Here is a 15,398-nt window from a genome sequence, read left to right as displayed (position 1 = left end):
CGGGCTGATGGATATGACCGGCGCCGAGGACGGCCCGCCGATGATGGCCGGAGATGCCTTTGCCGACGTGGCAGGCGGCATGTTTGCGGCCTTCGGAGCGATGGTGGCGCTGTTTGACCGGGAACGCAGCGGCAAGGGGCGACATGTTGATCTGGCGCTTTATGACTCGCTGGTGTCGATGATGCCGGTGGCGGCCTGTCGCGCGTTGATGGCGGGCGAGACACCAAAGCGGACGGGCAGCAAACACGCACTGTCGGCCCCCTTCGGCACCTACTCGGCCGCAGATGGCAGTTTCACCGTCGCGGTGCTGAATGACCGGCTGTTTGCGCGCTTCGCAACAGCCATCGGCGCACCGGAGCTGGCTGAAGATCCGCGTTTTGCCAGCGATGCCTTGCGGCGGCAGAACGAACCTGCGCTGGCGCAGCATATCGAAAGCTGGGGCGCGGCCCGCAGCACACAGGACGCAGTGGCGGTTCTGTCCGAGGCAGGCATTCCAGCTGCCGCCCTGTGTTCGGTGCCCGAGGCCTGGGGCTCACCGCAGGCACAGGCGCGCGGGCTGGCCACTGCGGTAGAGCACCCCACCCTTGGCCCGGTCACAGTGCCAGAGCAGCCCGTGCATTTCAGCGATGCGCCGCGGGGCGGACGCCAGTCAGCGCCCGCCTTGGGCGCCCACACTCAGGACATACTGCAACAACTTTGGCAAAACAGGGAGAGCCCCGATGTGCGTTGATCTGAACAGCGAAGAACAGGCCGTCATCGACCAGATCGAACGGTTTTCGACCGAGGTTCTGGCACCTGCCGCTGCCGCCATCGATGCCAAGGGGCAGTTTGCAACCCTGCACCGCGCGGCACTGGCAGAAATGGGCATCATGGGCATGAACCTTCCCGAAAAATATGGCGGCATCGGTCTGTCCGGGCCTGCGCTTTATTGCGCGGTGGAGGCTGTCGCGGGGGCCTGCGGCTCTACTGCCTCGATGCTGACAGCACATTTCCTGGCGACGGATTCACTGCTTCTGGGGGCGGATGAGACACTCAAGCAGCGCTTGCTGCCGACCGCCGCAGCGGGGGAGGCACTTGGCGCTTTTGCTCTGACAGAGCCGATGGCGGGTTCCAACCCTGCAGACATGCGCAGCACCGCCACCCGCGATGGTGACGGTTACCGGCTGAAGGGCTCCAAATGCTTCATCTCCAATGCGGGTGACGCGGATTTCATCGTAGTCTATGCCAAGACCGACAGCGCAGCCGGTGCCCGCGGGGTCAGCGCCTTTGTGGTGGAACCGGGCAAGACTGATGGTGTGGAAATCGGCAAACACGAAGAAACCATGGGTCTGCGTGGCGGTCATGTGTTCCCGATCTCGTTTGACTGCCACGTGCCCGCGGAAAACCGGCTCGGCGACGAGGGCACCGGGTTCCGCACCGCGATGAAGGTGCTGGACAACGGCCGTATCGAAGTAGCCGCGCAGGCCACCGGCATTGCGCGCGCCGCGCTGGACGCGGCTGTGTCCTATGCCAAGGAACGCGAGGTTGGCGGACGGCCGATCGGCAGCTTCCAGGGGCTGCAGTGGATGCTCGCCGACAGTGCCACCGAACTGGCCGCGGCACGGGCACTGGGCATGCAAGCCGCCCGCAAGCGCGGCACCGACGAGCGGTATTCCTCTGACTCGGCTTTTGCCAAGCTATACGCCAGCGAGGCCGCCTGGCGCATCGCAGACCGGGCACTGCAGATCCACGGTGGCTACGGCTACACCCGGGACTTTCCGCTGGAACGCTACCTGCGCGACTTGCGGATCTTCAGGATCTACGAGGGATCCTCGGAGATACAGCGGACCATCATCGCCCGCGAACTTCTCAGTTAGCACTTTGATCGGCCAAATGTCGGTGTGCGCTTTTTTTGAAAATTGCTTCAGTGAGGTGAAGGTGAAGCCCTGCTGTGCCAACTGCGCCGAGGCTTATTTCTGCGCAGTTGCAACGAATGTCTTCTTCAACGGACAGCAGTGCAGCATTTCGAATAGACGGCAGAGGACCGGTTAGGTGAAGGTTTTCTGATGCGGGCCGCGGTGTGAGGGTGCGGCTTGGCGCGGCATCGGCCCGCGTTGGAAAACCTCCCAAGGTGGAAGCCGCGGGGCTCTTGGGGCTGTCTATGGGGAAAGAGCGCTGACGGCGGGGACTGCGGTTGGAGCCAGCGGCCATGCCGGAAGCATTCCGATGCTGGTTGGGATGCCCTTACCAGGCGCCGCCGGACAATTGCTGCAGCGAAAGCGGCGTTCCGGCGCGGTTTTGAGCTTGGGGGAGAGCGCAGGCATAAATGGAGCCAGCCGGGCCACTGCGGATGCACGGTGTTCACGATACGGGACTGACGGGCGTCTCGTCATGCCGCCTCCTTCCGTGGTGGTGCGCGAGACCGGGGTTTTTGCCCGCGCCGGAAGATCTCGATGATGTGCATTGTCCCGCCACAGCACGGGCATGGCTCACGCAGGGTGAGCGGGAGGACCTCGGCGGCTTCTGGCGGTTCTTGAGCCGGGCCCATTGCCCCGAGCAGGGCACGGCACCGGGCGATATTGGCCTTGCGCTGCGCTGAGGCGAGAAAGCCGTAGTGCCGGATGCGATGAAAGCCGTCAGGCAGGACGTGGATCAGGAAGCGGCGGATGAACTCGGGCGTGGCCAAACGCATGACCTTCTGCCTATCGCCGCGCTTGATCCTGTAATCCTTCCAACGGAATGCCACGGTGCCCGCGTCGGCGCTGATGAGACGGCGGTTCGAAATGGCCACCCTGTGGGTGTACCGGCTGATATAGGCGAGCACGGCTTTCGGGCCTCCGAAGGGCGGTTTGGCATAGACCACCCATTCGGACTTGCGCAAAGGAGCCAGCCAGTCTGCGAAGGCATCGGCCTGCGCCAGCGGTTCCAGGCCGCTGAAGAAGGCCAGCTCCCCGGCGCGGTGAAGCGCCATCAGCCCCTCCAGAAACAGCCGCCGGAACAAGCGCGACAGGACCCGCACATGCAGGAAGAACCCGGGCTTGCAGGCAACCCATCTCGCGCCGTCCAGCGACAGGCCGCCACCGGGCACGATCATATGGATGTGGGGGTGATGGGTCAGTGCCGATCCCCAGGTATGCAACACGCTGGTCATGCCCACCCGTGCGCCAAGGCGCTTGGGGTCCGCTGCGATGGTCATGACCGTTTGTGCCGACGACCGGAACAGCAGACCGTAGACCGCCCGCTTGTTCCAGGAGGCGATCCGGGCGATCTCTGCCGGCAGGGTGAAGACCACGTGGAAATACTCCACGGGCAGCAGATCCTCGGCGCGGGCTTCCATCCAGTCGCGCGCCGCTGGCCCTTGGCACTTCGGGCAGTGCCGGTTCTTGCAGGAATTGTAGGCGATGTGGCGGTGGCCGCATTCGGCGCACGCGGCCACGTGCCCGCCGAGCGCTTCGGTCCGGCAGGCTTCGATTGCCGACATCACCTTGAGCTGGGCCAGGCTGACATGCCCCGCATTGGCCCGCCGCCACCCGGGACCATGAGCACGGAATATATCAGCTATCTCCAGCCCCGGGCGGGACACCCCGGCGCCCCGTCACTTCAGGCTTCGCTTGATTGTCTGATCCTGCAACTGCGCCAGCATCTCGTAGGGGCTGACCGTGTCACGGATCGTCTTGGTGGCGACATGGGTGTATTGGGCCGTCGTGCTCAGCTTGGCATGGCCGAGCAGCACCTGGATGACCCGGACATCGGTGTTGGCCTCCAGCAGATGCGTCGCAAAGCTGTGCCGCAGGGTATGCAGCGTGGCGGCCTTTTTGATGCCGGCCATGTTCTTCGCTGACGTGAAGGCGCGGTTCAGCTGCCGGGGCGAGATCGGGTTGATCTTCGGCTTGCCCGGGAACAGCCAGCCCTCCGGCCGCGCTTCGCGCCAGTAGTCGCGCAGCAAGCTCAGAAGCCCGGGTGACAGCATCACCTTCCGGTCCTTCCGCCCTTTGCCCTGTTCGACATGGATCAGCATCCGGTCGCTGTCGATATCGCCGATCTTGAGGTTGCAGACCTCGGCGGCCCGCAGCCCCGCGCCGTAGGAAATGCTCAGCGCGGCCCGGTATTTGAGCCCGGGCCCCGGTGCCGCCATCAGGATGTCCGATACCTCTTCCACGCTGAAGACTACAGGCAGCTTCCTGGGCTGGGTGCGGAACTGCATGTAGCGTTTCATCTCCTCGCGCCCGCAGGTCATGCCGAAGAAGAACCTGGGCGCTACAATCCGGGCATTGAAAGTCGCCGGTGTTACCCCAGTATCCGTCATGTGCAGTTGATAGGCGCGGAGCTCCTCCGGTGTGGCGGTATCCGGCGGGTGCCCGAGGAAAATGGCAAAATCCTTGATCGCCCGAATATGCGCTTTCTGCGCCTTGTCGCCCATCCCGCGGATGCGCATGTCCTCGATCATCCGCTCTCGAAGCGGGGTCGATCTCTCCCCTGTCATGGGACCCTCCTGTCTTTCGATTGAGAAGGCCTCAATCGTCAGGCAGAAATGCCGTTCCCCAAATGCACCACTGTCAGATCATCGCTGAACACCAGCCACCCGCGCCAATGCCGCGGAGCGGCTTCGTCCAAGGGCCGTTTCCGACAGCGCGACAGTGAGGGCGGAAAGCGGGAATTCGCTGCAATGAAGCCGAATGTCTGCATTTGATAGCGCCACGACCGGACGGGCCTCACTCGAAACGTTGGTCTCGCTCTCGACCTTCCTCTTCCTCGGCTTGACGGATGCGATCAATTCGGGCGCGGATTTCAGGAGCCAGGCGAGAGATCGTGTGCCCAACTTCTGGTGCAGGATGGTCCTGTAAGGATTCAATCACGGCGAGACGGCGCTCCATGATAGCCGCCCGGCTACCCGACCCGCTCATTGGGGTAAGATTTTGGAGATATGCCTTCACCACCTCCTCGGGGCGCGGTGCCGCCTCAAGAAACGCAGAAGCGAGCGGAGAAATTTGTCCGGTTTCACCTTCATCATCAATCCCGCGCGAGAAGGGCGAGATATGCGGGGCCACTCGTGTCCAACGATCGGGATTTTGCCTGCACCATCCGATAAGAGCATCAGTCGGCACGTGCGAAAGTGGCCCAAGACGTCGGCCATTTCGAAACCTTATGAAGGATTCACGTTCTTCGTCTGAAAAGATGCGGTCGAGAAAGACTTCGGGAGCTCGCTCCGCCAGTGCAGAAAGCGTTTTTTCGACATCGTAGGTGCTACCATATCGTCTTGCAGCACGATCCACGATCGCCTCCATTACGCGGCTCGCTCCCGATCCGTCGTCCCCGCGCAGACAAGCTGATATGGCGCGCGACATACGTTCATCTTTGTTGGCATGAAGGTCTTCTGCGCTGATGATCTCGACGACCGCTTCAAGGCCAACATCCCGAAGATCTTCTGGCCAGCGATCCCGACCCTTCCTTTCGACAAATCGGAGCATCGTCAGTGCATTGACAACTTGCTCCGGACCGCCTGATTTGGCGAGGATGGTGCGCAAAAGACGGACCCGCTCTTCATCATTCAGCTCGCGCTCTTCGCGCCAGGAGACATCGCTTAGTTGCCAAGCTGGAGTTTCCGGCTCCCCTGCGATTTCGATCACCTGTTCCAGCTCTTGTGTGGGCAGCGCCCCCCTCGGCAGGAAGATACCGTATTCTCGTCGCAGGGCAGGGCTACCTCGACATTCAACCCGCATCTCGTCTGCTACGGCCGAGTTCGAAATATCAAGCTGTTGAATGAACCCCGAGAGGACGCTCGTCTGGCGTGTCTTGGAGGGATCGATAAGGTGCAGATCGCGAAGGACTCCCCATACCTCGACGGGGTCAGCGGCACCTTGTGCAAGTCCGACCCCGAGTGGATAGAAAGACCCTCCTTCCGCTTCGAGAAGATCACGACCCACAGCGCGCAGGCTATCGTGGCTGACCGCCAATTCCCGCCCAAGAAGCTCTAATCGCTGCGCTCGCCGGGCCTCGGCAGCATTCACGTCTTCGTCTTCGTTCTCGAGGTCGAAATCCCAACCCCTGACCATCTCTGCGCGCACCCGAGCTTCGAGGTCTACTGGCTCCATGTGATCGATGAGACGCAGGACATTTTCTCTATCGGCGCAGGGAAATTCTTCGCCGCGGCGTTGGCTATAGTGGAGCATCTGTTTCAGAGCATGCCGACCGTCGGCCCAAGGCGCTGCCGCTTGAAGTTGTCGCGCGACTTCGTCGATCCGTGACCTTAGTGTGGGGACGCGCCTCCAGATGTCACCGATTTCATCTGCCAGCGCTTTTCGGGCGCTGTCTTTGATCGCAAGAGGGCCATCCAGAGCGATCTCTGCCGCCAGATCGAGCCACTTATTAAACCACTCGACGACATCTTGCCCATGGGGTTCCCATCCGAACGCATCTGGACGTGCGTCATCGTAAGAGAGGATGGAGGAGGACCAGTAGCCCGTTCGCAATGCCGAGCGAAGCATGATGATACCGCGCGCGTTGTGGTTCGGGTCGTTCGCCAAAAGATACTGGCGCGCCACACGGATGCGCGTGTCGGTCTGGGCCAGCGTTCCAGACAGGTAGAGGCCAAAAATGCTGCTCAACGCATCGTCGGCATTCATTGTCCGTTGCCCGGCGACTGCGATGGTTAGCGTCACCAGACTATCGCAGGCACGAGGGAACATGGCCTCGGAATGACCGATCCGCGAGATCATGCGGGTCAAGGTGTCGAGGCGATGGAAATCTCCCGGGGCCGCCTGAAGGGCAGCTATCATACCATCGATGACTCCCAGCGCCTTATCGGGGATCAGGTGACACACAGCCTCAAGCACATGCATGTCCGGCGTCGGACCATGCAAGGGTCCTCCTGCCTCCATCCACCGAGTGACGATGCGGCGAGCCTCATCTGAATCGTGAAGGTATGAAAGTCGCCGAGCGAACGATCGACGGAGGCGCAGATTGGCGGTAAAGCCATCCGCGATACTCCGCCATGGTATCGACTTTAGAGCCTGTGCAGCGAGACGGTTTGCGAGAGCGTGGGGCAGAACGGCTCTCCACCTGCTTCGGGCCTGGGCGAGTCCCCGGTCGAGAAGGGTAGCCGCGTGCCGATGCATTGCTCCCCGTGACAATTCGGTAAGTGAGCCGAGAAAGGTCAGTTCATCCGGTTCCTCCTCGCCGTCTACTTCGAAAGAGTAGACCAGCGACAGAACCTCTGCCGCGCGCGCCAGTTCTTCATTCCGTTCCTCGCGTTGCCAGAACAGGCGATCGAAGAGCGCTGAGTCCTCGAAGGCCGAGAGGGTTCCTGTCTGGGGTGCAGCTTGGGCGAGGGCGAATCCCAACCGGGCGTTGCCTTGAGCGAGTTCCGCGAGCCGCCGAGCATCTCCGGAAGAAAGGTCACGGCGGCGACGGCGGAGAAGGACCTCGACAATGTCGGAACCTTCTGCCTCGACGCGAACAATATCAGTTTCCTCTGGCCTATCGGCGCGGACGTCATACTCAACTGTGATCAGTCGAACGGGTCCCGGCCGTTCGGCCAATTTGCGCGCCAGTGCTTGGTGAGTTTCCGGTGGACAATTGTCAACAACCAAAATTGCTGGAGAATCACGGTTGACAAGCGTTTCGAGCATGCCCATGGGCGGGGGGTCGGGCGAATGACCCAAATCCGTGTAGATAGCATGTGAGGTAGGCAAGGCAGCCAAATCTCCGATCGGCTCGAAAAGCGCCTGCACGATGCGGCTTTTGCCAATGCCGGAAAGCCCGGCGATGCGCACAGAACCAGTTCCATCTCGGACAAGGTTTCGGATTGCATCGAGTGCATTCGGGAGTTCTCGGATCGGATCGTCGCGCCCAATGCGAAAGACGAGCCCCGCCTCGCAAATCAGATCGTCAACTTCTCCTTCCGGTGTTGACGACCAACGTCCGAACGGCTTCCAGCCCGCGAGGATGGGAAGTGTCAGGCGCTTTCGAAGCCACACGGCCACCGATGGATGAGCGCTCACCCATCGACTGATTGCTTTCCGGTCAAGAAAGATCAGGTCCAGATCTGCTCCGTTGGGATCGTCGGCAACAGCCGCACGCATCGAATCGACACGTCGTCGAAGCATTGCTTCAGAACAGTTCGCACCTGCACTGGCAATGATATAGGACCCGCTCCGGGCAGCGAGTGCAGATATCGCTGGCCGAAGTGAGCCGCCATAGCGCATCTCGTCCGTGATGGCGGCAGCAGCAAGATCGGCTGCTTTGACCTGGATTCCTGCGTCTCGCCTTGCGAGCGGGCCAGCGGGCACAAACGATCCGACCGGTTCCACGACAACATCGAGACCTCCGTCGGCGGCAGTCTGACTGCCTCCCCAACGGACCTCGTTTCGATGACCGGCTTGCCGCTCGCGCTCCGCCTCGCAAAGACGTGCTAATAATTCACGAAGTTCCGCATCTGTTAAGTCGACCAAACGTTCAGTCGGAATTTCGAACACTGGCATGTTAAATTTCCCAAATCGGCGCCGCCTGCGTTGCCACAAGACAGAGCACTGGCGTATATGAACGACCCTTAAATCATTTGGCGCGTCTGGCGGAAGACTGAACCGCTCCATGACAACCGGAGACTCCAAAAACCGCGCGACGTGAAGCGGCTTCCGCCACCGATGCTGCGCAACAATACTAACGACAAGTCTGGGGAAGCTGCACCGCGGCGCCCGTGCGGGGGGCGGGCGGCGGCTTTGGGCCGGTATCGCATGTGAGGTTCCTGTCGTTCTAAGAAACCGGCCCCAACCTCACCTCGAACCCATCGATGACTTGGAAGGGGTAACCCATCTCGCGCGCCACTTCCTGCATCGCATTTGCGTAGCGCAACCAATACGCAGAGCCCGTGGATCGTTTATCAAGATCATCGAGAAATGCCACGATCGTGCTCTTATGGAAATCCAACGGAAGGTCCTGGGTAACCGCCAAATCAATAAACCTGACCATTCCATTGAGAGCAGGTTTATGGAGGTATCCTTTTAGGCCGGTTTCCCCAGATTCAATCGCCTTTGCCTGAGTTACAAACTTCTCTGGTGCTTCCATCGCGGCGAGCCGTTCGCTGATCCGCCCGGCACGCACGAATTTCCCCGTCTGCTTATCTTTCATCTTTGTCTTTCTTTCCCCTTCCTGGTTGCACCAGCTGTGGATTCCATTGGTGGAGGAAGGGTAGGACTTTAGAGAAGTATTCCTTTTTCATACCTGGCTTAAGCTGAAGACCTTTTGTCTTGTCCGCGATCTCGGAGATTTCCTCTAACACAAACTGGCGTGCGAGTTTGGCAGTTTCCGGGTTAAATTGGCCCGGGAACGCAACAGCAAAGCAACGCCAATACCAGGCGACCGCGAACCGGTACTGGCGCAGAGTTGCCTCCGCTACGGGTCTACGACGCCGCCCCCGGAACCCGATAGGCTCCCCAGCAATCAGAAGACCAACCCATTCCTCAAAGTCCGCCTTGAAGCGCGGCGGCAAGGGCTGTTCTTCGTTAGGAGAAGGTTTGAACTGGAGCTGTCCAATCGGTGTTTCAGTCAGACCGAACTCCTCACGAATTTCAGGATCAGCGCGAGCTTTCTCAAAAGCGGCGACACCAGACCTGAACATGGCGCGTTGAGAAGCCTCCAACCCTTGTTGCGCCTTCTCGGCCCAGTCTTGGGTCACTCCTGCAGGTTCAATATCAAGCCTAAGGGCAATCCGGCGCAGCGCCAGAAGGTTGTTCTCATGCACGTAACCAAACTCCCGTTCCCTGCACCAGTCACGCAGCCGTAGCCAATCGTCCTTCGCCTCTTCTTGAACTGCTGACTTTCGGGAAATTTGTCCGGAATACGCTTCCAACCCGGAAATCAGAATATTCCGCCAGGCTTGGTACTGTGCCGGATTGCTGAAGTGCTCTGGCAAATCATCCAGATCGTGAGGCCAGGTGTCCTCGAAATCATGGGGATGAACAATGTTCGCAAGATCGCCATTGCATACGAAGGTTTCGTGGAATTCAATCGCTGCCTTCAGTCTGGGCCAGTTCCCTTCGGGAAGTCCGTTAGCCTCGCCCCAGGATTTCAGTTGTTGAAACACCGTTCCGCTACTCCTTTATCAAGTAGATTGGCCGGTTTTTGGTTTTCCAAAGCGGTTTTCTGACATCTTTTTCGTCAGGCCTTCATTTGCAAGGATTGCTGGGCTTCGCCGGCTTCCGGGACCAGAGAGAATTGCCTGGTCCGGGGTGGAAACTTATCAATGCGCCCGGATGGCCATTTCGTCTTTTCGTGCTGAATGCGAATGGCCACCGAGGTGTACCCGGGCGCCTTGCCCTCCTGCAGGTAGCCGACGACAAAACGGTAACCCGTGAGATCCGCCAGACGCTGCAAACTGCTTTTAAGCTTTCGATCGACATCCTTGAGCTTGAACGGTACGGGTTCTTCACCCCGACCTTGAAAACCCTGATCGAGAATCCGGAATTCCGGGCGCTGCATTCTATGATGCAGTACGGCCTGGAGAAGGACATCCAGATCCAAATCTGTCCGGGCGGTTTTTAGTCTTTCTGCAATCAGCAAAGCGTATCTGTCCATCTCTGACATCATTGCGAAGCTGAATTCCGAAAACCGCCATCGGACATGCCGGTGATCCTGCGCCAAGGCGATTTCATCAAACAGCACCCTTTCCTCCTGCCAGAACTCTGTTGCCGCCTGAAAATGCCTGGCATCGTTGGATCTGGGAGCGCAGCCAAGGTTGCGGTAGTCCTTCAATGGCATCCAGTGTTCCTGATTGCGGGCTGCACCCCAATCGATGCTCGGCCAGTCGCCAAGCAGGTGCTGAAAATGGATGGTTGCAAGCAGGAACCTCTGATCTCTCAACGCAAGCCGACTGGCGCGAAGGTATTCGATCATCATTGCTGACACCCTGAATTTTCCATTGTCTGCTACCATTCCAGGCTCCTTTTCGCAGTGTTCGGAAGACCTGGGGCCGAAGCTGGATATCGAAACCAGGTTTGATTGCCCCGACCGTTTTGCAGGATGTTGATCCCGTTTCAGCGGGCCTTGATCCCGTTTTGGAGAGAAAGATCCCGTTCCTGTGCGGCGCAGGCGCGTCAGCACGCTGTAAACGCGGCTTTTTTTACTATGCAAATTAGGGAAATCCCCAAATCTTGAAATCACATTGGTTCTGTAGGTGTTTGGCGGCTGACCCCTTCCGCCTGTTCGCGGCGACCCCACTGCATCGATGTGACGATGAAGACCCGCACACGGGATGATGCTGGAAGCAGCAATCAAACCCGGTTTGTTACCGAAAAAATGAAAAACCCAGTTCCCCGTCGGTCTCCGGGACGAGCCCGGTTTCCTGATCGAAACATCAATTTGTCAAATCATTAGTCAAACCAGATTTGACAAATTCTCATACAGCAAGGGGAACCCATGATTACGAAAACAAACGCAGGACGCCCGAAATCCTACAACCAGGACCAAGTTGCCAAGGCGCTCAAGGATTTGGCGGGGCGTGGGGTTGAACCTTCAGTTGAAGCCGTGAAGCGTCATCTGCGCGAAGAACAGCACCTCCAAATCAACCCGAGACCCGAGGCGTTGCAAACCATGATTGACGATATCCTGGCCCGGGAAGCCGAAGAACGCACACTGCGGCTGATCGAAGCCCTGCCCTCTGAAGCCACCGGTTTCCTTGATCATGCTTGCGATATGGCAAGACGCCAGCTTCTTCTCGGGTTGGCAGAAGGCTACAGCGAGCTCCAGAAAAAGAACGCCCTTCCGATTCAGGAACTTCGTGATCTTCTGAATGTGGCACGAGCTGCACGTGAGCGTAGTGAACTGAAGAGCATAGATTTTGCGCGGCAGTTGGAGGCATCCCATGAACAAAACGACAAGCTGCATGCCCTGATTGAGGATTTGACGGCAGAACGCAACGAGTTTGAGAAGGAACTCATCGCCCTGCGCGCTCAGCTGGCTGTAAAAGATGAAATTCTCTCAAAATTGCCGATGCTGGGTGCAAAGTAGGCGGCCTGTTGCCCTGTCGCGAAAGAAGAAAAGCTGGTTGTTCCGGAGCTGCCCCGTCGAGCATCAGTCTGCGCCAACGAGACAGCAGATTGGGCGCCACGCTATTGCGCCGCGTAATGGTGGAAATGCTTTCGCCGTCATACAAAGTCTCCGCCACGATCCGTAGCTTCTCAGCCGCAGATCAGCGCAGACGGCGGCCGCCAGCGATGATGATTTCAATTTCAGACATAAGCATGTGCTTAGGCAGCATGTCTTCGTTCACGCGAGGCTGCTCGCCAATTTCAATTCTTCAATTTTGGCGTGTCCGAGTGCCGGGTGTGGCGCGGCGCAGGGCCCGTCACCCTACTGCCACGCCTCAACCGATAATCAACTGCGGAAAAACGGCGATCAGGACCAGCACTGTCACCATCACCGCAACATAAGGCAGGGCGCCTGCGAAAATCGACTCAAGACGCACGTTGCGGTCACCGAGTGTTGCATGCACTGTAAAGATCGATATCCCAAATGGCGGCGTAAGCAGACCGACCTCGACGGCGATAACAGTGATGATACCGAACTGGATCAAATCGTACCCGAGGCTCTGAGCAATTGGCGCTGCGATAGGCACCACGATCAACAGGATGGAGCTGCTGTCGAGGATCATCCCCAGTAGCAGCACCAGCAGAACATAGACCACAAGGAAACCCACCGGGCCAAAGCCGCTGTTGGCGACAAATGCCCCGATGGCCGATGGAATTCCCGCCACGGCCAGCATCTGGCTGTAGAACCCCGCCGCAATCAGCAGCGCCAAAATTCCGACCGAGATAGCGCCGGTGTCGCTTAGTACGCCCCAGCAGCGCCGCAGGTCGAGGCTGCGCCGCAACAAAGCAATCACTAATGCGGCAAAGGCGCCGACGCCGCCCGCCTCTGTGGGGGTGAAAAAGCCGCTGTAGAGCCCGCCCAGCACGAAGGTGACCAGCACTATGATGGGCGCAATTTTGCGCAGGATCTCCGGCAGCGTCATCAGCGGATAGCTCTCTCGGTCCTGTACTCCCGGGGCGTCCTGCTTCGCAAAGACCAACCCCGGGGCAAATTTCGCCGCGATGAGGATCCACAGAACGAAGCCACCAGCCAGAAGCGCCCCGGGTACGAGGCCTGCGATGAACATCCGCCCGATCGACTGCTCGGCGAGAACGCCATAAATAATCAGAAGCAGGCTCGGCGGAATCAGCATGCCCAGCACCGAGCTACCGGCTACCGTCCCGGCGGAAAAGGATGGAGCATAGCCGTGGCGGGTCATCTCGGGTACCGCCACTTTGGTAAACACCGCCGCAGAGGCGATCGAAACCCCGGTGACGGCGGCAAAGACAGTATTCGCTGCGACCGTGGCAACGCCAAGGCCGCCGAGCAGACGCCGCAGCCCGGCCTCGGCCACATCGAAGGTGTCCTTGCCGACGTTCGAGATGCTGACCAGATGCCCCATTAGCACAAATAGGGGAATGGTAGCAAAGAGATAGCTGGACACGCCATTATAGGTGGCAATGGACATCAGCCGTAACGACAGGTCAAAGTTGTCGCGCATGATCCATACGCCGGCGAAGGCCACGACCATCAGCGCGATGGCGATCCGCATCCCGAGCAACACCAGCGCAAAGAGCACGGCGACAAGGATCAGCCCGATAGTGATGTTACTCATGATAATGGCCTCCCGGGCTTGAGCATTTTCATGGCGCAGTCCGCGGCCACTATGGTGAAGGCAAGGCTCGTGGCGGCACCGCCGATCACCACAAGAAGGTGAAAGGGCACCGTCGGCAGCGTCCAGACACCGCGCACCCCAAAGAAATCCGAACTCATCCAGGCGTCATGAGTGTCGGGCCAGGCGGCGATTGCCACCAGCGCGAAGATCCCTGCACCGGCCAGCCCGAACAGCGTATCGAGCAGATGCAGCGCACGTGGCGACAGCAGTTCGATTCCGCGCAATAGGAAATCCGACCGGATCAGTGCGCCGTTTAGCGCCGCCGACGGCAGCAACAGAAAGACGATAGCACCGACCGAGCGGGCCGAGATCTCGGCCACGCCGATGATCGGCGTGGCAAGAAGGTTGCGGCTGATCACGTCAGCGACGATCAGCATCATAATCCCGAAGATCCACAAAGCGCCTACCGCTGCCATGGCGTTCAGGGCCAAGGCCAACCCGCGCCGCAGCGCAGGCAGGTCGGGGGCGATTGATGTAGCGCGTTGCATGGGGCCTCCCTCGTGTCGCTCATACGGTTGTGGCGGCGGTCTCAAAGCCCAGCGGTCCAATCCCGCGCCGGAGTGATGCCGCGGGCCTCGAGCTCAGCGAAATAAGCCCTAAGCACCGCGGCCGCCGCCACGCCATTGGCATCGAGCCAGGGTTTGGCGACATTCGGCAGCGTCGCCGCCCAACGTGCGCGCTCAGCTCTGGCCATCTCGGTCACCTGCAGACCGGCGGCCTTCATCTCGGTCATCGCCTCTTTCGCACGCCGGGTGATATAGTCCCCATGGGCGCGCGAGGTAATCCTCCCGGCCTCTTTCAGGGCCGCCTGCACCGGCGCGGGCGTACGGTCGAAGAAACGCTTGTTCACCGCGATCCCGCCGAAATACATCGATCCGAAACCCACCCGCGACAGATGCGGTGCCACCTCGTAGACCCGCGTTGGCTGGATTCCACTGGCAAACGACAGCGTGCCCTCGGACACACCGGTCTGGATATCGGTGTAATAGGTGGTCAGCGCGCCGTCGACCGGCGAGCAATCGGTGCCTGCCAGCCAATTGGCCGAGGTGCCCGGCGCGTTCAGCCGACGGTTGGCGATGTCATCGACCGAGGTGATCGGGAAGGTGGCATAGACGTCGTAGCTATCGGTCACCAGCGAGGACAGGTGAACCATGTTCTGATCGGTCCATCCGGCGCGCAGCTCGGGCAGCTCTTCTGTCAGCTTGTCGAAGATGTCGATGGTTACGTTGTGGTCGGCGTTGGCGAAGGGGGTGAAATAGGTCACGTTCTGCAGCGGCATGGCCGAGCCTTCCCAGACTGTGCCTACCATGCCGACGTCAACGATGCCATCGCGCACCGCGGCGCGGGTATCTTTGAACTTGTAGAGTGTGCCGCCGTAATTCTCGTTCCAGCTCACGGTATAGTCGCCGCCGGCATCGGCGAGCAGCTTGTCCAACGCCGGCTGCAGCGCGTTCTGCATGGCGTAGACCCAGATGTTGTTAGTCGGGTGGCTCGACCCGATCTGGATCGAGATGCTTTCGGCCGCGATGCTGCGGGTGTTCAGGAACGGCACCGCGAGGGCTGCCGATGTAGTGGCCAGAAAGGCTCTGCGTGTTGTAGTCATTAGTATCCTCCTCCCAAGGATGTGCCTTATTCGGCGCCGTGTTCCACGGCGCGCGTCGAGACCGCCCGGCGTAAGCCT

Annotated in this window: 12 protein-coding genes and 1 pseudogene; 3 read left to right on the top strand and 10 right to left on the bottom strand. The window is 59.8% G+C overall.

Annotation, left to right across the window (positions count from 1 at the left end; all coding sequences use genetic code 11):
* Together AB9K35_RS02305 and AB9K35_RS02300 are read left to right on the top strand one after the other, a co-directional pair.
* On the top strand, nt 1–730 hold a 730-nt coding region (locus tag AB9K35_RS02305), incomplete at its 5' end, for a CaiB/BaiF CoA transferase family protein (RefSeq protein WP_369924259.1).
* Nucleotides 720–1,856 (top strand): acyl-CoA dehydrogenase family protein, encoded by a 1,137-nt coding sequence (locus tag AB9K35_RS02300; protein WP_369924258.1) that lies wholly within the window; start codon nt 720–722, stop codon nt 1,854–1,856. The genes AB9K35_RS02305 and AB9K35_RS02300, both read left to right, overlap by 11 nt.
* Nucleotides 1,857–2,368: 512 nt before the next feature.
* Here the strand turns inward: AB9K35_RS02300 and AB9K35_RS02295 are convergent.
* The 6 genes from AB9K35_RS02295 to AB9K35_RS02270 form a co-directional block, all read right to left on the bottom strand.
* Nucleotides 2,369–3,562 carry an IS91 family transposase gene (locus AB9K35_RS02295; protein WP_369924257.1) on the bottom strand — a complete coding sequence of 398 codons (1,194 nt, stop codon included), beginning with the start codon at nt 3,560–3,562 and terminating at the stop codon, nt 2,369–2,371.
* A 12-nt stretch (nt 3,563–3,574) separates the two neighbouring features.
* Nucleotides 3,575–4,462 carry a tyrosine-type recombinase/integrase gene (locus AB9K35_RS02290; protein WP_369924256.1) on the bottom strand — a complete coding sequence of 296 codons (888 nt, stop codon included), beginning with the start codon at nt 4,460–4,462 and terminating at the stop codon, nt 3,575–3,577.
* 229 nt (nt 4,463–4,691) lie between these two features.
* Nucleotides 4,692–8,459: a hypothetical protein gene (locus AB9K35_RS02285; RefSeq protein WP_369924255.1), complete on the bottom strand. Its 3,768-nt coding sequence runs from the start codon at nt 8,457–8,459 to the stop codon at nt 4,692–4,694.
* 271 nt (nt 8,460–8,730) lie between these two features.
* Nucleotides 8,731–9,105: a hypothetical protein gene (locus tag AB9K35_RS02280; protein ID WP_369924254.1), complete on the bottom strand. Its 375-nt coding sequence runs from the start codon at nt 9,103–9,105 to the stop codon at nt 8,731–8,733.
* On the bottom strand, nt 9,095–10,060 hold the full coding sequence (locus AB9K35_RS02275; protein WP_369924253.1) for a hypothetical protein: 966 nt from the start codon (nt 10,058–10,060) through the stop codon (nt 9,095–9,097). The genes AB9K35_RS02280 and AB9K35_RS02275 overlap by 11 nt, the downstream gene beginning before the upstream one ends.
* Before the next feature lie 74 nt (nt 10,061–10,134).
* A complete protein-coding gene (locus tag AB9K35_RS02270) occupies nt 10,135–10,908 on the bottom strand; it encodes a hypothetical protein (protein ID WP_369924252.1) in 774 nt (257 codons plus the stop codon).
* Nucleotides 10,909–11,391: 483 nt separating this feature from the next.
* Here AB9K35_RS02270 and AB9K35_RS02265 point away from each other — a divergent pair, with 483 nt between their 5' ends.
* Nucleotides 11,392–11,982, top strand: a complete 591-nt coding sequence (locus AB9K35_RS02265) for a hypothetical protein (RefSeq protein WP_259963435.1) — start codon at nt 11,392–11,394, stop codon at nt 11,980–11,982.
* Nucleotides 11,983–12,028: 46 nt separating this feature from the next.
* Here the strand turns inward: AB9K35_RS02265 and AB9K35_RS02260 are convergent.
* The 4 genes and pseudogenes from AB9K35_RS02260 to AB9K35_RS02245 form a co-directional block, all read right to left on the bottom strand.
* Nucleotides 12,029–12,229 (bottom strand): annotated as a pseudogene (locus AB9K35_RS02260) (transposase); the annotation flags it as partial.
* A 108-nt stretch (nt 12,230–12,337) separates the two neighbouring features.
* A complete protein-coding gene (locus AB9K35_RS02255; protein WP_369924250.1) occupies nt 12,338–13,657 on the bottom strand; it encodes a TRAP transporter large permease in 1,320 nt (439 codons plus the stop codon).
* On the bottom strand, nt 13,654–14,097 hold the full coding sequence (locus AB9K35_RS02250) for a TRAP transporter small permease subunit (protein WP_369924249.1): 444 nt from the start codon (nt 14,095–14,097) through the stop codon (nt 13,654–13,656). The genes AB9K35_RS02255 and AB9K35_RS02250 overlap by 4 nt, the downstream gene beginning before the upstream one ends.
* A gap of 149 nt (nt 14,098–14,246) precedes the next feature.
* Nucleotides 14,247–15,320 (bottom strand): C4-dicarboxylate TRAP transporter substrate-binding protein, encoded by a 1,074-nt coding sequence (locus AB9K35_RS02245; protein ID WP_369924247.1) that lies wholly within the window; start codon nt 15,318–15,320, stop codon nt 14,247–14,249.
* Nucleotides 15,321–15,398 lie beyond the last annotated feature (78 nt).

It is taken from the genome of Leisingera sp. XS_AS12, assembly GCF_041224635.1.
Classification (GTDB): domain Bacteria; phylum Pseudomonadota; class Alphaproteobacteria; order Rhodobacterales; family Rhodobacteraceae; genus Leisingera.
The sequence above is the reverse complement of the archived record's forward strand: the minus strand, read 5'-3'. Positions and strand labels throughout refer to the sequence as shown.